The organism is Arthrobacter sp. 260, assembly GCF_013116745.1.
In the GTDB taxonomy this organism is placed as follows: domain Bacteria; phylum Actinomycetota; class Actinomycetes; order Actinomycetales; family Micrococcaceae; genus Arthrobacter_D.
In genome coordinates this window covers 44799-65572 of sequence record NZ_JABFOE010000001.1, presented here as the reverse complement: position 1 = coordinate 65572, position 20774 = coordinate 44799, and the positions used below count along the sequence as shown (strand labels likewise).

Genomic DNA, 20774 nt, shown 5'->3' with positions numbered 1-20774 from the left:
AATGCCACCACTGGTAATACTTAGCATCCTGGCCATCGTGGCTGCGGTGCCGCTCCTTGGATGGTCGGTCGTCGGGAATCGAGCGCCGGGACGAACCCAGATCCAGCACAATCTGATCCGCGGTCTCACCAATGAGACCAAGGTGAAGCAGCGCAACGGTGCCTGGCTCGAAACCATCGCCGGTCGCTTCACCCCGGACCGCCTGGTCGCAAAACTCGACCGCCGGCTTGCTCTCGCAGGTCGGCCAGCGGGATGGCCGCTGCGGCGAGTGGTCACCGGAAAGATCCTGTTGGCCATGGCTGCGGCAGTTCTCGGGATTCTCTATGTCAGTGGCGCACCGGGAGCCCGCAGTGTCCTGCTCGCTGTGGCCTTAACCGCAATCGCCTACTTCGTCCCTGACCTTCTCGTCTACAGCAAAGGCACCGAACGCCAGGCAGCCATTGCGCTCGAGTTGCCCGACACCCTCGACCAGATGACCATCGCTGTCGAAGCGGGACTCGGCTTCGACTCCGCGATGGCGCGTGCCGGACAGAATGGGAAGGGCCCCCTCTCAGCGGAGCTGGTCCGCACCCTTCAGGACATGCAGCTGGGGATGGCACGCCGTGAAGCGTACGCGGCCCTGCTCTCCCGGACGAATGCGCCAGATCTGCGGAAGTTCGTCAACGCAATCGTCCAGGCGGACCGATACGGTATCTCGATCTCCAGTGTGCTTCGGGTGCAGGCGAGCGAGATGAGAATGAAGCGACGCCAGCGTGCCGAGGAAAAAGCCATGCAGATTCCGGTAAAGGTACTGTTCCCCCTAATGGTCTGCATCCTGCCGGTGCTCTTCATCGTGGTCCTGGGGCCAGCGGCAATCAAACTCATGGAGACACTAGGGTAAGGACCGCCCTGCGGCGCCCATCTGGTGGGCCGCGAACCATCCGGGTACCTTGTCGGCGGGCATCGCTGGCGACCATAGGTAGCCCTGGGCGAACTGGACTTCCATGCGGGACAGCTCACGGAGCTGCTCCACGGTTTCCACCCCCTCTGCCACTACCCGTAGGCCGAGCGCACGCCCCATGGCGGCAATTGCCTCCACAATGGGTCCAGCATGCGCATCGCTTCCCCCGAGCCCCTCGGTGAAGGAGCGGTCAATCTTCAATGATGTGACGGGGAAGCGGCGGAGGTAGCTCAGCGACGAATACCCAGTCCCGAAGTCGTCGATGGCGATCCCGATGCCGAGGCTCCGCAGTTTTGTCAGCGTCCTCAACGATTGGTCGGCGTCGCCCATCAGCACCGACTCGGTGATCTCCAGTACCAGGGCGGCCGCGTCGATCCCGGTTGCCCGGATCGCCTCATCCACGGCGGCCGGCAGGCCCGGATCCTGGAGTTGCCGAGCGGACAGGTTCACCGAGATCCGCCAGTTCGCGGCGCCGGGCACCTCTGATTTCCAAAGCTGGGCCTGCTTCAACGTCTGATGCAGCACCCACAGACCAATCGGCACTATCTGGCCGGTCTCTTCGGCAACAGGAATGAACGAGTCAGGGCCAATCAGGCCATGTTCTGGATGCTGCCAACGCAGCAGAGCCTCAAACCCGATCGGTTCACCTCCGGCAACATCCACCACCGGTTGATAGTGAATTTTCAGTTGATCCCGTTCGATAGCGCGAGGCAGTTCCGACTCCACTGCGAGGCGCAGTTCGGCACGACGGTGCATCGCCTCGTCAAAGAGAACTGCCTTCTTCCTGCCACTCCCCTTCGCCCGGTACATCGCGGCGTCCGAGTTGCGGAGCAGAGATCCGGGGGTGTCGTCGACGTCAGAGATCGCAATGCCGATGCTGACGTCGACAAAAACTTCCCGCTCGAGGAGCTCGAACGGCCGTTGCACAGCGGTCCGGATACGCCGGGCCAACTGGGTCGCATTTTCCTCGGTCATATCCAAGCACACGATCACAAATTCGTCACCGGCAAAGCGTGCCAGGGTGTCTTCGGGGCGCACCGCGTCCTGCAACCGTCCAGCCAGCTGCACCAGCAGGCTGTCCCCAGCCGCATGCCCCAGACCATCATTGATCACTTTGAACCGGTCGACGTCGAGAAAGAGCAACCCCACCCGGGTTCCCCGCAGGGCACAGTGGGCGAGCGCACTCTCAATGCTCTCGGTGAGCAGCGCCCGGTTGGCCAACCCGGTGAGCGGGTCCCGGAACGCCAACCGTTCAAGCGCCTGTTCGCCGAGTTTGCGCTCGGTGATGTCCATAGCGGTCCCCAGCATTTTGACCGGTGTGCCGTCGCTGTTCCTCTCAAGGGTGCCCCGGGCGGACACCCACCGGGTGTCCCCTTCCGGCGTCATGACCCGATAGGTGAACTCGACCGGTCCACCCCGGGCAATGAGATCATCCCAGATCTGGACGACCCGTCCGCGGTCGGCGGGGTGGACGGAGCGCACCAGAGGCTCCCGCGCGCCCGTTGACCTCACCGGCATCCCGTGGATCCGGCAGTACTCGTCGGACCACCAGACGCGGCCTGTAATTGCATCCCATTCAATCGACCCCACATGTGCCATTTCTTGGGCGGCGGCGAGCCGGTCCCGTTCCAGATCGGACGCCGCGCGTAGCGTGTTGAGTTCGGTGACGTCGCGTGCGATGGCCGACGACCCGATCAGCTGGCCCGAGGCGTCATACATGGGTGACAACGTCAACGAGATGTCCATCAGGGTGCCGTCCTTGCGCATCCCCAGGACATACTCACCCATCACCGATTCGCCCCTCCGGAGCCGATCCCGTAACCCCTCGTCCGCCCTCGAGCGCTCCACCGGGGACAGCATGGCGACGCTCTTCCCGATCGCTTCCTTGGCCGAGTAGCCGTACATCTTCTCGGCCCCGGCGTTCCAGCTGGTGATGATCCCGTCGAGGGTGGCCCCGTTGATTGCATCATTCGACGACTCAACAAGGCTGGAGAGACGTCCCACCTCAGCCTCGGCCTGCTGTGACTCGGTGGTGTCAGTGGACACGTCGATCACGGCGGTCACCTTGCCCTCGGCGTCGTACAGCGGCGTGACAGTTGAGTAGACCGACAGCCGGCGCCCGTTGCGGTGCTTCGTCCAGTGCTCGCCGGCCCACGTACCCCCAGCAGTGACCTGGGCGATGATTGCCGCCGCCTTTGAGCCATTCTCGAACAGGGCGAGATCAGCGAAGTGACGGCCCACGGCTTCGCCTGCTTTCCAGCCCAGCATGCCCACCGACGCGTCGTTCCAGTACGTGATCCTGCCCTGAAGGTCAATGGCGATCACAGACTGGCCGACGGCGTTCAGCAGTGAAGCCTGAAAAAGGATTTCCTGCTGTCCCAACATCTGGCGTGTGATGTCGAGGTGGGTGATCACCAGACCCCCGCTGTCGCTTCGGCAGATCCGGGTCCGAATCCAGCGCTCCCCGCCGCGCGTCGAGTACTCAAGAGCCAGGTTCTGTTCCTCTCCACCCAGCACGGTGCGCAGACCACGGGAGACCACCATCGCCGCGTCGTCCCCGTGCGCCGCCGCATCATCGCACACCGACGTGTAGCATTCCCCTGCTCCGTGGGTTCCGCGTGTGCCAAAGGGCTGGGGGAACTTCTCCCACTCCCGGTTGACCTCCGAAATGACGCCGTCTGCTGTGATGAGAGCTACTGCCACTGGCAGGGCGTCGAGGGATTCGCGCAACCCTGGCTGTGCCTGCGGCAGCGGATTTCCCTCGGGCGAGACCGAGGGATGGTGCGTGGTCATAATCACAGCCTATGCCCTGCCACGGTAGATAATGGGCGAATGGACCGCCAACAGGACGACCAAGCGGGACGGACAGTCCTGCCACGATCGGTGCTGGCCCTCCCCCCGGCGGTACGGCTATGGACTGGCGTGGTGACGGCCGTCTTGTGCGCGCTCGTGCTCTGGCGATTTGGGTGGTCCCCCGCCACCCCCGCTTTCCTTGCACTGCCGGTTTTCGCTGTGGTGCTGGGAGTCGTGGATCTCCGGACCCGCCTCCTGCCCAACGCCCTTCTGCTGCCGTTCGGCGTCTGCGCGCTGGCACTCTTCTCGGTGGCGAGCCTCGTCTCCGGGGAATGGGACCGGTTGGTAGGGGCGATCGTTGGCGGCCTCGCCATGTTTGCCCTCTACCTGGTCCTGGCGCTCGTCTCACCGGGGGGCCTAGGCATGGGGGACGTGAAACTCGCCGGGGTGTTGGGACTCTACGGAGGGTACGCCGGGGTGAATGCCTGGGCGGTGACCGTGCTGGGCGGTTTCATTCTCGGGGCACTGATCGGTGTTTTCCTGCTGCTCGCACAAAAGGCGTCACGCCGCTCGGTATTCCCGTTTGGGCCGCCGATGATCGTGGCTTGCCTTGCCGGGGTGATGATATTCGCCTAGGGGCTGCGGGGCTTCCCCGGCAGTTCTGTAGGATGGCTGGACGAGCCTGTGGTCTACGTCACCTACGGCTCCGGTCTGGGGGATTGGGGAGACGCATATGACGCACTGGCTGCTTGCTGTGCGACGCGCGGGCCCCCGACGTGGACTCCTTACCCTGATCCTCATCACCATCGCCTTCATCGCTGCCTCCCTCTCCACTGTGGTGGGCCACACCCAACTGGCTGCCACTGGGGCTCTGCGGGAGATCGCCGGTGGCACCTTCACCGAGGACAACTACTTCCGGCTGCACACCACCACCGCCGCCGACGACGCTTCCCTCCAGCTGGAGGCCGCCGCCGCGAAGTTTAGTGATCTTTCCCTGGACGATGGGCTGGCTATCGCCTCGGTTCCCTACGCCGATCCCCGCGCCGTCGACGACGACTCGCTTCCGGCCGATCTCGGCGTCATCCCGTTCGGGTGGATCCCCTCGGAGCGCACGGCCCTCATCGAGGGCACACTCGACGCGTTCGGACCGTCCTCCAGCGAAGCTACCGACGACGATGCCCCGACCGGTCCCGTGCCTGCAGCCATCTCCGAGACTTCAGCCGCCACTCTGGACTTGAGGGTGGGTGACACTCTCGTCGTCGACGGCGCGTCGGGCCCCATCACTGTCGAGGCGGTTGCGCTGGTTGCGCCAGACGGAGCCGACGGCGCCTTCTTCCTCCCGGTCCCGTCGCCGGACACGAACACGGGGGCCGGGCAACCTGTTGTCATGGCCGTCCCGGGGCACCACCTTGAGGAATTCTCCGCGGTGAGCAAGGTGCAGTGGGTCTTCACCCTTGACGCGACGACTGTGTCGGCGGCCGGGCTGGCGGGTCTTTCGGCCGGCCTCGCCGACCTGCCACGGATGATGCAAAGCGACCGGACGGTCAGCAACGGGGGCCTCATCCAGTCGGGGGGTCTCGGTCAGCTCCTGGCGACGGCTACTGAGGCGACCCAGAGCGTGAAAGCGGTCATCCCCGTCGCATTGGTGCTCCTCACTGTCCTCAGTGCGGTCACTGTGGTCCAGGTGGCCCGTCTGCTCTCGAACGCCCGAGCGGTGGAGGACTCCCTGGTGGCTGCCCGGGGGGCGTCCGCTACCCAGCGCACCGCCCTCAACGCGTTAGAAATCGTCCCGCTGGCCAGTGCAGGATCCCTGGGGGGTTGGTTAGCCGCGGTTGTAGCAGTGCCGCTGCTGAGTACCGGCGTGGTCACATCCACCGGGTGGGTCCCCGCGGCCACCGAGTTCGCGCTGGCGACCTGGCCAATTCCCCTGACCTGCGTTGCCGTGGCGACCGCAGCGTTCGTCCTGCCCGGTTGGATTGCCGCGCTGCGCTCCCGGCGAATGGTTGGGCAGCCCGAAGGCGGGCGCGGTACCCGGGTTGCCTCGTTCGGCCTGCTGGCGGGAGTTGTCGCTCTGGCCGGCCTGTCAGTGTGGCAGTTCCTTCTCTATGGCTCCCCGCTGTCCCAGGTGGTGGACGGGCGAGTGGACGTCAACCCGCTGGCTGCCCCCGCACCTGCGCTGCTTCTGCTCGCACTCACGGCTACCATCCTGGTGCTTGTGTCTGTGGCCGCGCGCGGAGCCGAACGGCACCTGATCGCCGGTCCAGGGTTCGCTCTTCCGTTCGCCGCGATGCAGGTGTCGCGAAGGATCACCTCACAGCTGATTCCGATTGCCTTGATCTCCTTGACCGTCGGCGGTGCTACCTTCACCGCTGTGTACGCGGAGACGGCGGCGTCCTCCCAACGGGCTGCAGCACATCTGGCCAATGGGTCGGCCGTCCGTGTCAGTGTTCCCGGCCCGTTGAGCATTATTGGGGCAGGAGATATCACCGATGTGGGGACTTTTGCCGCCCTGGACGGTGTGTCGACAGCGTCGAGGGTATACCGGGGTCCAGCGAAAATCGGGTCGGAGGATGTTCCTCTCATCGCCCTGGACTCCGGGGAGCTGAGTGGTCTCCTCGGCGAAAGCTCCAGCCCGTTCGACGTTGGGCGCGTGGCGGCGGCATTGACACCGCGGCCGACGCCCACCACTCCGGACTTTGAGCTGCTGGCGGGGACAAGCACCCTGGAACTGGACCTCCGCACCTCGCCCCTCGCTACCGGAGGGGACGGATCACCCGGGGCCAGCCGGAATGCTGCGCTCACTGTCTGGCTTCTGGACACCACCGGGCAGCTTGTTCCCGTCGAAGCTGGCTCGATCAGATTGCCCGTCGCCGAGGCTCAGGAGCATGTCCTGACCGTCGGCCTGCCGGCAGGGCTGGAGCTGATGCGGGTGGCTGCAATCGATTTCATCATCCCTCCCGGAAGTGAACCTCGGGGGTATTCCATTGAGCTGAGGGGCCTCACCGGTAACCTGGGTGGAGGCACCGGCCCCTCGGGATTCGAGGGGAACTCCAGCATCGGGCTGGCCCCCAGTGCTATCCCCTCCGGTCTGCTGGCTCTCTCCAATCTGCCCGCCGGGGTGGGCGTTGTCTTTCCGGGAGACCAGTTCCAGGCTGGACGGGTTGGTGCCCGCCTGATGCCTGATCCGCTGTCGCAACCGCCGGTGCCGGTAGCGGCCACAACCGCCCTCCTGCGGATCCTCGACCTCGGGGTGGGAGACGAGACAACGCTTCGTCTCGGCGGGGTTGAGCTGGAGGCGTTGATCAGTGCGGAAGTGCCGGTGGTCCCCGGCACCACCGCATCGGCCGCGGTGATGGTCGATCTGCAGGCCTACGGCCAGGCGATGCTGGGCGAATCCTCGGTGCAGCCCCGCCCCGCTGAACTCTGGCTGGGCGCAGCCAACCCGGCTGCCGCGGAATCGGCCGCAGCCGCTGCTGCCACCGCTTCCAGGGGCACCGGCGCACTAATTGACACCGCGAACACCGATACCAGCGCGCAGTTCCTGGCTCCCGGTACTACTGCCCTGTGGCTCGGCACCGGTGGATCCCTGGCTATCAGCTTCGTCGCCCTGATGGCATGTGTGATTGCTTTGGTTCGTGCGCGCGCCGAGGAAGTCGCAGTGCTCCGGGCGGTAGGGCTCGCTGCCCGCAGCCAGGCGCGTGGCAGGCGGGGAGAGTTGCAGGCGGTAAGCGCGGCCGCCATCGTGCTGGGGGTGATGGCCGGAGCCGCCGTATCGGCCCTTCTGGTGGGACCCCTCGCTGAGGCGGTGCTAGTGGGGGCCGCTGATACGCTGCGCGCGCCGTTGCGGCTCGCCGTCGTCCCGCTGGTCGCCATTCTCCTGGCGCAAGGTCTCGCGGTGGCTGGAGCAGCCTGGTATTACGGATCGCGGGTGTGGCATCAGGCCATGAGTGCGCCGGTGCCGGGACGGGTCACCGGATGAGCCTCTTCCTGTTGCTACGCCGCCAGTTCCGCCACTACCGGGGCCCGTCGATTCTCTTGGCAGTGATTGTCCTCGTGGTCTCGGGCATCCTCACCATGTGGCCGCGCGCCATTGACGCAATGTATGCACAGGACCTGCGACAGACTCTCGGTTCGGCAACAGGCAGCCAACGGGACTTCATCGGGTACCTGTCCGCGCCCCCGCCCCTCACCGACCTGGACGCGGGTTTTGACGGAACGAATCCCGGCGCCACGACCCAGCTCGCCACCACGCTGGACCGGATTCGCGACGACCTGCCCCAGCCATTGCGCGGCATGGCCGGGGATGCCCGCTGGAAGGTGACCGGATTCGAGTCAGTGATCCGCGGGCCCTTCCCCACCGGCATCTTCAGTGTCGACCTGAACTATGCCGCCGATCCGCTGATCCTGGATCATATCGAGTTGAGCTCCGGGTCTTTGCCCGGCCCGCTCAGTCTTGACGATCCGGGGACGGAACCCCTCGAGATCCTCCTGTCCGCCGATTCCGCTGCTGCCGCGGGGTGGGAGGTCGGCGAGGAACGCCCCGGTGCTGTCCTGCGCTCATTCAACGACGTCGACCTTCCGCCCGACCGGCCGGTGTTGCTCACCGGCACTTACGACCCCAGGGACGCAGCCGATCCCTACTGGACCATCAATACCGACCTCCTGACCGCTGTGGAGGAGATAAACCCGAACACTGGAACCCTCGTCACGGCGACTGCTGTCGTCAGCCCCGATGCGTTTGCCCCCACCTTCGGGATGACTGAGCGCACCCAGACCACCATGTGGTTGCCGCTGGACGGGTCCCGGCTGGAGGCAGCCGCTGCCCCGCTGATCGAGGCCCAGCTGCGCCAGGCCGTCGGAGCGCCGCACGCTATCCCGAGCACCAGCCCGAACCAGACGGCCCAGTTCAACTCGGGTGCGCCCGCCCTAATGGCCGAGTCGACGCAGCGTGCCGCATCGACTAACCAGATCCTTGCACTGCTGGCCTCCGGCCCGCTGGGGGTCTGCCTGGCCACAGCGGCCGTAGCCGTCCGCCTCGTCGTCGACCGGCGACGCACGGCCGTGGAACTGGCGGGCGCCCGGGGTGCCTCCGCTACCCAGCTCAGAACTATTCTCGGGGGTGAGGGATTGGTCCTTGGTATTCCCGCTGCTGTTCTCGGAGCGCTGCTCGCGGCGGTGGCTATCCCGGTCCCCTTCAACCCCCTGCACTTTGCCTGGGCGGTGGTTGCCGCTCTGGTTCCGGCAGTGCTGCTGGCTCTGCCCCATCCGCCGGCCGCAGTCCGTGGGACGGGCGGCGGGAGCACTGCGAAAACGCGGCGTCGCTGGCGGCTCGCTCTGGAGGCGCTCGTCGTCGGTCTGGCGACCACCGCAACGATTCTGATGTTTCAGCGGGGCATCGACCAGCGGGTCCTGGACCTGGGGGCGGTTGACCCGCTGCTCTCGGCCACTCCCCTGTTGATCACGTTGGCCGCCTGTGTCCTCGTCCTCCGGCTCTACCCGCTGCCACTCGCCCGGTACGCGAAGCACCAGCAGGGCGCTCCCGGTCTGATCGGATATCTGGGCGCCGTACGCGCCCTCCGCTCGCCGGGCGGTGGGCTACTGCCGGTCCTGGCGCTGATCGTGGGGTTGGCGGTCGTCGTATTCGCCGGCGTGCTGCTCTCCACCTTCCGCGCGGGTGTCACCGACGCTGCACAGCACGGCGTCGGCGCCGACCTGAGGATCCAGGGTTCGCCACTGTCAGCCCAGTCGGTGGAGAAAATCCGGGAACTGGAGGGTGTAGAGAACATCGCGGGTGTCTCGGACCTGGGACAGCTGCGGGTCCGCGACAGCGCGGCCGGTGAGAATTCGCTGGTCCGCGTCCTCGCCATTGATCCCGCCGAGGTGAGGATCGCCCAGCAGGGGTCGGCTGGTGCGTTCCCCACCGACCTGCTGGGGCTCCTTGAGCGTCCGGCTGCCGGGGGGACCCTGCCCGTCCTGATGTCGTCAGCCGTGGGACTCACGCCGGGAAGCAACGGAACCCTCAACTACCGCAACGCAGCGCGCCCCATCAACATTGTGGGTACCGGCCCCGAACAGATCACGTTGGCCACCGGTTCAAACTGGCTGCTGGTGAGCACCGCTGCGGTCAACGCCCTCGACGAGCGGACCTTCGAACCATCAGTGGTGTTCCTTGACCTGGCCCCGGCTGCCGACGACGCGGCGATCCGGGAGGCAATCGCGGGTGTCACCCCCACCCCGCTACTGATCCAGACGCCCGCCGAGTTCGAGGAACTGACGCTCGGTTCGCCATCGGGCGCTGGCCTGCAGGCGGGTTTGTGGACAGTAATCGTGTTCATGGGGGTGCTCTGCGCCCTCACCATCGTGATGACGTCGGTGGTCAACGCGCCAGCGCGGAATCGTCTCCTCGCTTTGTTGCGGACCCTCGGTTTCCCGCGCCAACGCGACGGCGCACTTCTCCTCTGGGAGCTGGGACCGATAGCGGCGGCGGCCTTGGTCGCTGGCACGCTGCTCGGTTTCATACTTCCCCTGCTCATCCTTGACAGCATTGACCTCGCCGCTTTTACCGGTGGTGGGCCGCAACCCGGTATTACCGTGGATATCACGCTGACTCTGTGGTTGCTGGCGGGATTCCTCGCCGTGACCGCGTTCTCGATCGCTGCCGCCGTCGCCGTTGGCCGGAGACAGCGGGTAGCGACTGTACTTCGCATGACCGACAGCCATTGATCTCTGGAAGGACAACCGTATGGACACCCCCGACATCCTCTGTGAGGACGTGGTCCGGATCTTCCGTGGCGACGGTATCGAGGTGCAGGCCCTCCAGGGATTGAACCTGACGGTGCAGCCAGGTGAAATGACGGCGCTCATTGGGGCCTCCGGGTCTGGAAAGTCGACCCTGCTCACCATCCTGTCTGGCCTGGACACGCCCACCGCCGGGACCGCACGGGTTGCGGGGGTGGACCTGTCGGACCTGACGAGGACCGCCCGCTCGGCGTACCAGCGGGACACTGTTGGCTTCGTCTGGCAGCAAACCCCCCGGAACCTGCTGCCCTACCTGACCGCCGCGGAGAACGTGGCTCTGCCCATGACCATCTCGGGGCGGAAGGACCGGAAACTGAGGGTCGCCGAGCTGCTGGAACTGACGGGCGTCGGGTACTGCGGCGATCGCACACCGGCACAGCTTTCCGGAGGCGAGCAGCAGCGGGTGGCGATCGCCGTCGCGATAGCCAACTCGCCCCGCGTCATCCTTGCCGACGAGCCCACCGGTGAACTCGACGAACAGACCTCAGCCGATGTGCTCGAGGCCATGCGGTCCGTCAATGAAGGGCTGGGAACCACCACCCTAATCGTTACCCACGATCCGGCAGTTTCGGAGCATGTGAAACGGACGGTCCAGATCCGCGACGGGCGTTGTTCCACCGAGACCCTGCGCCGTTCAGGTACCGCTGACAACGGTGATCATCATCTAATCGCTGAAGAGTTCGCGGTCATCGACCGGGTGGGGAGGCTCCAGCTGCCCCAGGACTTCATGCGGTCCCTGGATATTCGGGATCGGGTCCGTCTCGGTCTGGAGGACGACCATGTGCGGGTGGCCCCGGCGACCCCTGACAATGCCATCCCTGCTGTGACCACCACCAAGGACACCCCATGACCGTCCTCCCGAACGACTCAGTTCCCGCCCTGCGCGCCTCATCGCTGCACCGCACCTACGGCGTGGGGAGTGCTGCGGTCCATGCCTGTCGCGACGTGAGCCTGAGCGTCTTTCCCGGTGAGCTGCTGGTGGTCCGTGGCCGCTCCGGCTCGGGCAAGACCACCCTGCTGAACTGTCTCGGTGGGCTGGATGAACCCGACAGCGGCACGGTGTTCCTCGGTGACCGTGACCTAACCATTCTCAGCGAGGACGAACGGGTGGCGCTGCGCCAGACCAAGGTGGGATTTGTTTTCCAGTCCTTCGGGCTGATCTCCATCCTGTCGGCGGCGGAAAACGTCGAGGTCCCGATGCGGCTGATCGGGCTTCCCGTCGCTGAACGGCGGGCCCGGGTGGACGAACTCCTGGATCTGGTTGGCCTCGCCGATCACCACCACCAACGTCCCGCCGAACTCTCGGGGGGTCAACAGCAACGCGTTGGGCTGGCACGGGCGCTGGCCAATCGTCCCCGGGTGCTGATCGCTGATGAGCCCACCGGTCAGCTGGACAGTGTCACTGCCGGAACGATGATGGACCTCATCAGTGACCTCGTCCACACCCAACAGGTCGCTGCGGTGGTCTCGACCCACGATCCGCTCATGATCCAGCGGGCCGATCGACTGGTAGAGCTCCATGACGGCGAACTGGTCCGCGATCTGGACCTGTCGTTGCGGTAAAACCGGCGCTTGATCCGCTCCATTTGTAGGAATGACGAAGCTTTTCCGCAGGGTCTCGGCGGAGGCACCCCAACCGGGTATTTCGAACGTATCCTTGGGAAATGTTGAAGATAGGCTACGCCGGGCGTGAGGCGGTGATCATGGCAATTTCGGTGGCTGCGTCTGCGGCGGATTCCGCGAAATGCGAGCCGTGACCGTCCCGGAACGCAGACGACTTCCCCTTGTTGACCGCGAAACGCTTGACCGCCTGCAGGACCACCTCGACCATCCGACAGCCGTGAGATCGTTTGTCCTCGAGTTCGTTCAGGCCTGGGATGAAAGGTACCTGCGGCTGTCCACCGACATTGAGCAGTGCAACAGTGTCAGCGCACTGGATGCCATTCTCAGCATCAAGACCACTTCGACGATGGTGGGCGCGGTCAGGCTCGCCCAGCTGGCTTCCGGCGTGGAGGACCTGATCAGGGTCGACGAGTTTTCAGCGGCCGCAGAGCTGCTGCCCCGTCTGAACTCCTGCGCTCTGGAGACTACCGAAGAACTGTTGCTCGGCGGGGAAGCGGCCAGCGACGAGGAGACTCCCGGGTGACGATCGGGGCACAACGACACAGTTCGGGCGGTTCAGTCCTGGCGGGGCGCCAGCCGGTAGCCGACGCCGCGGACCGTGAGCAGCCACTTCGGTTCCCGCGAGTCCTCACCCAGTTTTCTTCGCAGATTGCCCATGTGGACTTCGACCGCCCGTTCGTCGGCGTCACTGATGAAGGCATCGTCCCGGTAATGGTGCCCGCGCACCACTCTTACCAGGTTGGCCTTCGTGCGAACCGCCCCTCCGCTGCGCAGCAAGTCATGCAGTAGGTCGAATTCGCTGCGGGTCAGGCTGAGTGTGGTACCTGGAAGGCTGGCCGTCCGAGTCTCGTGGTCGAGCGTCAGCCCGTTGTGCTTCAACAGTCCAGACTCGCTATCGACCGTTTCCAGGGGCGCGGCGCTTGCACCGATCGGGCCCTGGCCTCGCGGGCGGCGAAGCATCGCGGCGATCCGTGCCCTCAGTTCCCGCGGGCGAAACGGTTTGGTGATGAAGTCGTCGGCCCCGGATTGCAGTGCCGTCAAAGTGTCGAGTTCGTCAGTGCGGGCGGTGAGCATCAATACATAACAATCGCTCGTCGAACGAATCCGTCGGAGCACCTCGTAGCCGTCAATGTCAGGGAGCCCCACGTCAAGGGTCACTATCGTGGCGCTGTGCTGGGCGACCAGTTCAACACCCTCGCGTCCCAGACCCGCCGAATGAACCTCGAAGCCGGACTGGGTGAGAACAGCGTCGACCAGGTTCCGCACATCGTCATCGTCCTCAATGACAATTGCTACTCCGGGATCGCTCATATCTCATTCCCTAGTCTTCGCTGGAACCCAACCCGAGGGGGTGGCGCCCTGTCAAGGATGTACCTCTCATTTCACAATACTCACCTTTGGCTCCCAGCATACTCGTTTGGGACCGGGTACTGATCCCCTGCGGTGGCTATCGCTCAGGGAATCCGGGAGGATAATGGACGCATGCATCGCTTACGGCCAGGGGACGCCGACATTGCACCACCAGAGCACACACCTTTCACGGCGCCCACCACCTCGACATCGCAACAGTTCTGGCTGCTCGGGGACAAAGTGTTCGAACGAAAGCTGGGTCTGCGCGGGAAGACGGCACTCTTCCAGCTGCCACTTACCCTCATCATTGTGTTGATCGCCGCATCGGCGCCCTTCCTCAACCCGGAGGTTTTCGACAACGGTGCATTTCTGGTAGGCCTGGGCCTCCTCCTCCTGCTGTTCGTCGCGTGCCTGCTTATGCCGTGGGAGCGGTTCCCGCCGGAGGCCATCCTCGCCATCCCGCTACTGGACTTCATTGCCATCGGTTTTGTCCGTAACGGTGCCTACGAGTCCCTTCCCGGGCTTGGGGCGCTATCTCTGTTCCCGGTGATCTGGCTCGCTGTGTCGGGGCGAATGGTCGTGGTTTCAGCGCTGATCAGCTTTGTTGCGCCCTACCTGATCGTCCACTATCCGCTGCTTTCAACCTTTTCGATGACCGGGCTCAAGGCAGTCGAAACGCTGTTGATCCCCACCGCAATGCTTGCCGTCTTTCTCACAATGCGCCTCTCAAGTACCCGGTTGATGCAGCAGATCGTCGAGCTGGACCGGAAGAATCAGGCTGTGAGCGTCTTGGAGGCTGAGAGCGGGAACCGGGAGCGGTTGCTGGCCGCGATCCTCGACACGGTCGGCGTCGGCGTAGTCGCGGTGGACACGGAGGGAAGGACGCTCCTTTCCAACCGGCAACAACAGCTTTTCCTCCAGGCTGCAGACCAATCGGATGCCAAGGACGAGGATGTGCTGCCGTTCTCCGGCAGCAAGGGCGGGGCGCCCCTGCCCGGCTCCATGCACCCAATCCGCCGCGCGGTCAACGGAGAATGCTTCTCCAACAATTTGCTCTGGCTAGGCGAGGGCGACACCCAGCGCGCCGTCTCCACCGCTGCACGGCCAATGATCGACACCGAGGGGAACTTCGCCGGATCGGTCATCGTGTTCAACGACGTTACCGAACTGGTCGGATTGCTCACCGTGAAGGAGGACTTCGTTGCCAACGTCACGCATGAGATCAACACCCCACTGACCTCTATCGTCGGCCACCTCGACCTTGTCCTGGAATCGCAGGAACCCCTGACACCGGCGGCCCACCAATCACTCATCGTTGCCAGACGGAACGCAAAAAGGCTGTCGGTGTTGGTCTCCGACCTCCTATCCTCCACCACCCAAGCGATGAGCCTGCATCCGCAACCCACCGAATTATCGGAGCTCGTCGCTTCACGGGTGCGTTCCGCCAAGGCACAGGCCGACGTTGCTGGCGTGAACCTGGTATCCGAACTGCCCGACCGCTTGTGGGTGATCGCCGATCCGCTCCGCATCGGCCAGGTCGTGGACAACCTGCTCTCCAACGCCATCAAGTACTCCCCCGGCGGTGGGGATATCGTCGTGCGGGCCCACGCAGGTCAGGACACCGTCCAGATTGAAGTTCAGGACCGCGGGATAGGGATGACCCAGCGGGAGGCCAGCCTGATCTATGGCCGCTTCTTCCGCGCACGGGGCGCACGTGAGGCAGCTATTCCCGGTGTCGGGTTGGGCCTCGCGGTGACCAAGGCCATTGTCGATGGTCATGGCGGGACAATCAGGTGCGCCAGTTCACCCGGCGTCGGGACCACGTTCACCGTCACACTTCCGAGGACTATCGCTGATACTGCGGCAGCCACCAGCGCGGAACCCTGATCCCCCGCAGCGTGTCAACGGAGGGGTGACACTCCCACTGTGCCGTCGCGCCGGGCGCGGGTCTCCTCGGCCCGTCGACCAATAGACGCGTCGTCGGGATAGCGGACCTCCTCGAGGATCAACGGATGAGGGGCGGCAAGCACCGAGCGCGCTTCCTTCGTGCGGGCGTGCAACCGTTCAAGAAGCCAGGACGGCTCCTTCTCCCCGGACCCCACCCGTAGGGTCGACCCGATCAGTCCACGAACCATGTTGTGGCAGAATGCATCGGCCTGGATGGCAACGGTTATGGTCCCGTCCTCCGCTCGTTCGAAATCGAACCGCTGCAGTTCACGGACGGTTGTCGCCCCGGGGCGGGGTTTCACGAAGGAGCGGAAGTCCTGTAACCCGAGGAGCTGCCGTGCGCCGTCGTTCAGGCGGTCGACCTGCTGTTCTTCAGGGTGCCAGAGGGTGACCCCGCGGACCAGCGGATCACGCAACCCGGGCCGGTCGGCGATCCGGTAACTGTAGCGACGCCACAGCGCCGAGAACCGGGCATCGAAGCCGGGAGGGGCAAGCGAAACCTGCCGGACGACGACCGCCGGAACCTGGTGGCGCTGACGGTCCGATCTTCCAAGTTCGCGGCTGATCGTGGCGCCCAGCCTCCGCAACATTGCGGTTTCCGGCGTCATTTCCTTGCCCCTGCTAAGGCCGCGCCACTCCTCGGGTGTGAGGTCCACGTGCGCCACCTGGCCCCGGGCGTGGACGCCGGTATCGGTGCGGCCCGCGACCGTCAGGCGTGCTGGTCTACGAAGCAGGGTCTGAAGACCGGCCTCGATCACCCCCTGAACCGTCGGCAACCCTGGCTGGACAGCCCACCCGGAGAAGTGCGCCCCGTCGTAGGCGAGATCGAGCCGGACACGCAAAAGCCCGCCATCCTCAACAGGGACAGCGGGCTTTTGCTCAATCACAGTGCTTACACAGCGGCAGAAGAATTACTTCTTGCCGTCGTCCTCAGTGGTGCCCTCTTCGATGACGACAACCTCGTCGGCGCCGGCCTCGGCGCTGACGTTCGTGTCTTCAGCGGCTACCTCTTCGGCCGACGGCGCTGATTCGGCTGAATCCACTGAGTCAGCTGACTCGGGCGAGTCCGGCGAATCGGCTGACTCGGCCTGGACCGGCGCGGCAGGAGCTGCGTTGGCCTTGGACTGTTCTGCTTCTGCAACGACTGACTGCTTCGCTGACATTGGCTCGAGAACCAGTTCGATGACGGCCATCGGGGCGTTGTCGCCCTTGCGGTTGCCGATCTTGGTGATGCGGGTGTAGCCACCTTCGCGCTCAGCAACGGCTGGGGCGATGTCCGTGAACAGTTCGTGGACAATGCTCTTGCTGCTGATGACGCCAAGGACGCGACGACGTGAGGCGAGATCGCCCTTCTTCGCGAAGGTGATCAGGCGCTCGGCGTAGGGACGAAGCCTCTTCGCCTTGGTCACCGTGGTGGTGATGCGCTTGTGCTCGAACAGTGAGGCGGCCAAGTTGGCGAGCATCAGGCGTTCGTGCGCCGGACCGCCTCCGAGACGTGGGCCCTTTGTTGGTGTGGGCATGATTGTTTCTCCTCTAAGTGGTCCTGTCCGCCGCTAGGGGCGGCGGACAGGTCGTTCTAAGTTGTTAGAGCTCTTCGTCGCTGTAAGCGGCGTCGTCCTCTTCAATGGCTGCTGCGCGAGCCGCGAGGTCGAACCCTGGAGGGGAATCCTTCAGGGACAGGCCCAGCTCAACGAGCTTGGCCTTGACCTCATCGATGGACTTCGCACCGAAGTTACGGATGTCCATCAGGTCTGCCTCGGAACGGGCAACGAGTTCACCCACGGTGTGGATGCCCTCCCGCTTGAGGCAGTTGTACGAACGAACGGTCAGCTCAAGATCTTCGATCGGAAGCGCCATGTCGGCTGCCAGGGCAGCGTCAGTGGGCGACGGGCCAATCTCGATGCCTTCAGCGGCGGTGTTGAGCTCGCGGGCCAGACCGAACAGTTCCACCAGGGTGGTGCCTGCCGAGGCCACGGCATCGCGGGGGGCGATGGCGTCCTTGGTTTCGACGTCGACAATCAGACGGTCGAAGTCGGTGCGCTGTTCAACACGGGTTGCTTCAACCCGGAAGGTGACTTTCAGGACCGGTGAGTAAATCGAGTCGACCGGGATACGGCCAATTTCGGAGTCACCGGACTTGTTCTGGGAAGCCGATACATAGCCGCGTCCACGCTCGATGGTCAGTTCGAGCTCGAACTTGCCCTTCGAGTTCAGGGTGGCAATGTGCAGATCCGGGTTGTGGAATTCGACGCCTGCTGGAGGCGCGATGTCCGCTGCCGTGACGACGCCGGGCCCCTGCTTGCGCAGGTAGGCGACGACTGGCTCGTCGTGCTCGGAGGACACAGCCAGGTTCTTGATGTTCAGGATGATCTCAGTGACATCTTCCTTGACACCGGGAACCGTGGTGAACTCGTGCAGCACGCCGTCGATGCGGATGCTGGTTACAGCTGCACCCGGGATCGATGACAGCAGGGTGCGGCGGAGTGAGTTTCCGAGGGTGTAGCCGAAACCGGGCTCAAGCGGCTCGATGACAAACCGCGAGCGGTTGTCGGCGACGACTTCTTCAGTCAGGGTGGGGCGCTGTGCAATAAGCACTTACATTTCCTTTCAGGGAGCATCCGCTATATGACGCAACACAAATGGTGGAAAGGGACAGCTAGCAAGCAACGCTTATTAGCTTAAGGATCTGTGTCGAACGCCGCCCTGGAATGATCCCGGAACCCGGAACCACACTCAGGGCGGCATTCGACGCCGGAAAAGCTAATTAGACGCGGCGACGCTTCGGAGGCCGGCAACCGTTGTGGGCGCTGGGAGTGACGTCCTGGATGGAGCCAACCTCCAGGCCGGTAGCCTGCAGCGAGCGGATAGCCGTTTCGCGACCTGAGCCTGGGCCCTTGACGAAAACGTCGACCTTCTTGACGCCGTGCTCCTGTGCACGCTTGGCAGCAGCCTCGGCTGCCATCTGCGCGGCGAACGGCGTCGACTTGCGAGAGCCCTTGAATCCAACTTCACCAGCGGAGGCCCAGGAAATAACTGCGCCTGACGGGTCCGTGATGGACACGATGGTGTTGTTGAAGGTGCTCTTGATGTGCGCCTGTCCAAGCGCGATATTCTTCTTATCCTTGCGACGCGGCTTACGTACCGCTCCACGAGTCTTGGGGGGCATTGCTTCTCCTACGAAAGGTGATGGGTGAGGTGCCGGGACCGGTGAGGGCCCTGATGGCGAGCAAGCGGCTGGCTAGAACCATTAGCCCCAATTCACAGGGGCCTCCGCTGGCGAGGGTTCCCTGGCTTAGCGAGCGAAGCGAGCTAAGTTAGGGAGCCAGTGGGGATCTAGCGCGCGGCCTTCTTCTTGCCGGCTACGGTGCGCTTGGGGCCCTTACGGGTACGCGCGTTGGTCTTAGTACGCTGTCCGCGCACTGGAAGACCGCGGCGGTGCCGGATGCCTTCGTAGCTTCCGATCTCCACCTTCCGGCGGATGTCGGCGGCTACCTCACGGCGGAGGTCACCTTCGACCTTGTAGTTGACTTCAATGTAGTCACGCAGCTGCAGCAGCTCCGCGTCGGTGAGGTCCTTGACGCGCGTATTCGGGCTGATCCCGGTTTCTGCCAGCGTCTGGTCTGCACGGGTCTTGCCCACGCCATAGATATAGGTAAGCGCTATCACTACCCGCTTTTCGCGGGGAATGTCTACGCCAGCGAGACGTGCCATAGTGGCGGTTCTCCTTTGGTGTTACTGGAGGTCTGAAACAGAGCGGCCTGCTGAGGTTTTCAGCTCCCCGGCCTCCGTGCCCGGGGGTGTGCTCCCATCTAAAGAAGGGAACTGCTCTGCCTTTATGGATGTACTGCTGCTGCGTGAGGGGTTTCTCTCGGAAGGAGAAGAACTATCCCTGACGCTGCTTGTGGCGCGGGTTTTCGCAGATCACGAGTACGTTGCCCTTGCGGCGAACCACCTGGCACTTATCGCAGATCCGCTTGACGCTCGGCTGGACCTTCATGGTTTTCCTTTGCGTTGTTTGCAGATTGTGCTGTAACTACACTCCCTACCCTGAGGCAGGATGGGAGAATTCCTTATTTGTAGCGGTAGACAATGCGACCTCGGGTGAGGTCGTAAGGGCTAAGCTCCACTACCACCCGGTCCTCGGGGAGGATCCGGATATAGTGCTGACGCATCTTGCCCGAGATGTGGGCAAGGACAATGTGACCGTTGGCCAGCTCAACGCGGAACATCGCGTTGGGCAGAGCCTCGTTCACAGTGCCTTCAATCTCAATGACACCGTCTTTCTTGGCCATATCCTCCGCTAACGTCTATGCCCACCGCTTGCGCGGCGAACGAATGGGGTGGTAATTGTTGGCTTACTCCCACCGCAGCAACAGATCCGGACATCCCGGATCGTGCACGCGTGGGCGCCCTAAATGGGCACAGGAGTAGAGACAACCAACAGGCAACTCTACGCTAACGAAGGTGAAATGTTAAATCGCGCGGTGCGTCCGAACCACTACGACAGCGGAACGGGTGTGACCCCCAGCGGCTCCAGCTTTGAGGCACCGCCATCGGCTGCACTGAGGACCCAGATGCCGCGGTCATGCACAGCGACTGTGTGCTCCCACTGGCAGGAGCGACGGCCATCTGTGGTGACGACCGTCCAGTCGTCGTCGAGCAGGGTTGTCTCAAGGCTGCCAAGAACCAGCATCGGTTCAATCGCGAGGCATAACCCGGGCCGGATCTTCGGACCGCGGTGTCCGCTCCGGTAGTTCAGGACGTCTGGCGGCTGGTGCATCTGGGTCCCGATACCGTGCCCTACATAGTCCTGCAGGATCCCCAGAGGGGCGCCGTCGAGCCCGGTGACATAGTCGTCGATCGCATTGCCGACGTCGCCAACGTTGCGTCCGCCGGCCAGGGCCGCGATGCCATGCCACATGGCGGATTCGGTGGCGTCAGAGAGGCGCTGATCTTCAGCACGGGGCTGCCCGACGATGACAGATCGTGCGGAATCCGAGTGCCACCCGTCCACCACTGCGCCTCCGTCGATGGAGAGGATATCGCCGTCCTGGAGTACGTAGTCCCCGGGTATGCCGTGAACCACTTCGTGGTTGACGGAAGCGCAGATGGACGCCGGAAAGCCGTGGTACCCCAGAAAGTTCGAGGTTGCCCCGGCCGACTTCAGTACGTCAGCGAATACCGAGTTCAATTCAGCAGTAGTGACACCGATGGCCGCTGCACCAATAGCCTCGTCCAGGGCCGTCGAAAGCACCAACCCTGCCTTGCGCATCGTGAGGATCTGTTGGTTGCTCTTGTACTCAACCTTTGACTGGCGGAACAT

Annotated in this window: 18 protein-coding genes; 8 read left to right on the top strand and 10 right to left on the bottom strand. The window is 64.1% G+C overall.

The features are described from left to right. Nucleotide 1 precedes the first annotated feature (1 nt). Nucleotides 2-880 (top strand): type II secretion system F family protein, encoded by an 879-nt coding sequence (locus HMI57_RS00350; RefSeq protein WP_171583926.1) that lies wholly within the window; start codon nt 2-4, stop codon nt 878-880. On the opposite strand, the gene HMI57_RS00345 is transcribed toward HMI57_RS00350, so the two are convergent. Then, nucleotides 872-3733 carry an EAL domain-containing protein gene (locus HMI57_RS00345; protein ID WP_171583925.1) on the bottom strand — a complete coding sequence of 954 codons (2862 nt, stop codon included), beginning with the start codon at nt 3731-3733 and terminating at the stop codon, nt 872-874. The genes HMI57_RS00350 and HMI57_RS00345 overlap by 9 nt on opposite strands. Nucleotides 3734-3772: 39 nt before the next feature. On the opposite strand from HMI57_RS00345, the gene HMI57_RS00340 reads away from it, so the two are divergent. The 6 genes from HMI57_RS00340 to HMI57_RS00315 all read left to right on the top strand — a co-directional run bounded on the left by HMI57_RS00340 (nt 3773) and on the right by HMI57_RS00315 (nt 12677). Continuing rightward, complete coding sequence (locus tag HMI57_RS00340) at nt 3773-4369, top strand: A24 family peptidase (protein ID WP_171583924.1); 597 nt, start codon at nt 3773-3775, stop codon at nt 4367-4369. Nucleotides 4370-4466: 97 nt separating this feature from the next. Beyond that, nucleotides 4467-7712 (top strand): hypothetical protein, encoded by a 3246-nt coding sequence (locus tag HMI57_RS00335; RefSeq protein ID WP_171583923.1) that lies wholly within the window; start codon nt 4467-4469, stop codon nt 7710-7712. After that, nucleotides 7664-10456 carry an ABC transporter permease gene (locus tag HMI57_RS00330; RefSeq protein WP_171583922.1) on the top strand — a complete coding sequence of 931 codons (2793 nt, stop codon included), beginning with the start codon at nt 7664-7666 and terminating at the stop codon, nt 10454-10456. Before HMI57_RS00335 ends, HMI57_RS00330 begins: the two co-directional genes overlap by 49 nt. A gap of 19 nt (nt 10457-10475) precedes the next feature. Continuing rightward, nucleotides 10476-11381: an ABC transporter ATP-binding protein gene (locus tag HMI57_RS00325; RefSeq protein WP_171583921.1), complete on the top strand. Its 906-nt coding sequence runs from the start codon at nt 10476-10478 to the stop codon at nt 11379-11381. Continuing rightward, nucleotides 11378-12094, top strand: coding sequence for an ABC transporter ATP-binding protein (locus HMI57_RS00320; protein ID WP_171583920.1), 717 nt, complete (start codon nt 11378-11380; stop codon nt 12092-12094). The genes HMI57_RS00325 and HMI57_RS00320 overlap by 4 nt, the downstream gene beginning before the upstream one ends. Before the next feature lie 181 nt (nt 12095-12275). Beyond that, the gene (locus tag HMI57_RS00315) at nt 12276-12677 is read left to right on the top strand and encodes a hypothetical protein (RefSeq protein WP_171583919.1); all 402 of its coding nucleotides are present in this window, start codon (nt 12276-12278) and stop codon (nt 12675-12677) included. A gap of 32 nt (nt 12678-12709) precedes the next feature. Here HMI57_RS00315 and HMI57_RS00310 read toward each other — a convergent pair whose 3' ends face one another. Then, the gene (locus HMI57_RS00310; RefSeq protein ID WP_171583918.1) at nt 12710-13465 is read right to left on the bottom strand and encodes a response regulator transcription factor; all 756 of its coding nucleotides are present in this window, start codon (nt 13463-13465) and stop codon (nt 12710-12712) included. Nucleotides 13466-13636: 171 nt separating this feature from the next. On the opposite strand from HMI57_RS00310, the gene HMI57_RS00305 reads away from it, so the two are divergent. Further along, nucleotides 13637-15391: a PAS domain-containing sensor histidine kinase gene (locus HMI57_RS00305; protein ID WP_216607026.1), complete on the top strand. Its 1755-nt coding sequence runs from the start codon at nt 13637-13639 to the stop codon at nt 15389-15391. 14 nt (nt 15392-15405) lie between these two features. Here the strand turns inward: HMI57_RS00305 and HMI57_RS00300 are convergent, their stop codons facing one another. The 8 genes from HMI57_RS00300 to map form a co-directional block, all read right to left on the bottom strand. Then, the gene (locus tag HMI57_RS00300; protein ID WP_171583917.1) at nt 15406-16338 is read right to left on the bottom strand and encodes a tRNA pseudouridine(38-40) synthase TruA; all 933 of its coding nucleotides are present in this window, start codon (nt 16336-16338) and stop codon (nt 15406-15408) included. Nucleotides 16339-16362: 24 nt separating this feature from the next. Further along, on the bottom strand, nt 16363-16971 hold the full coding sequence (gene rplQ, locus HMI57_RS00295; RefSeq protein ID WP_171583916.1) for a 50S ribosomal protein L17: 609 nt from the start codon (nt 16969-16971) through the stop codon (nt 16363-16365). 64 nt (nt 16972-17035) lie between these two features. Further along, nucleotides 17036-18046: a DNA-directed RNA polymerase subunit alpha gene (locus tag HMI57_RS00290; protein ID WP_171583915.1), complete on the bottom strand. Its 1011-nt coding sequence runs from the start codon at nt 18044-18046 to the stop codon at nt 17036-17038. 169 nt (nt 18047-18215) lie between these two features. Then, nucleotides 18216-18617 carry a 30S ribosomal protein S11 gene (rpsK, locus tag HMI57_RS00285; RefSeq protein ID WP_019481517.1) on the bottom strand — a complete coding sequence of 134 codons (402 nt, stop codon included), beginning with the start codon at nt 18615-18617 and terminating at the stop codon, nt 18216-18218. Nucleotides 18618-18784: 167 nt separating this feature from the next. Further along, a complete protein-coding gene (rpsM, locus tag HMI57_RS00280) occupies nt 18785-19162 on the bottom strand; it encodes a 30S ribosomal protein S13 (RefSeq protein ID WP_171583914.1) in 378 nt (125 codons plus the stop codon). Between the two features lie 172 nt (nt 19163-19334). Next, the gene (gene rpmJ, locus HMI57_RS00275) at nt 19335-19448 is read right to left on the bottom strand and encodes a 50S ribosomal protein L36 (protein WP_024475611.1); all 114 of its coding nucleotides are present in this window, start codon (nt 19446-19448) and stop codon (nt 19335-19337) included. Between the two features lie 73 nt (nt 19449-19521). Beyond that, nucleotides 19522-19743, bottom strand: a complete 222-nt coding sequence (gene infA / locus HMI57_RS00270; RefSeq protein ID WP_019481515.1) for a translation initiation factor IF-1 — start codon at nt 19741-19743, stop codon at nt 19522-19524. 206 nt (nt 19744-19949) lie between these two features. Then, a complete protein-coding gene (gene map, locus HMI57_RS00265) occupies nt 19950-20774 on the bottom strand; it encodes a type I methionyl aminopeptidase (RefSeq protein WP_171583913.1) in 825 nt (274 codons plus the stop codon).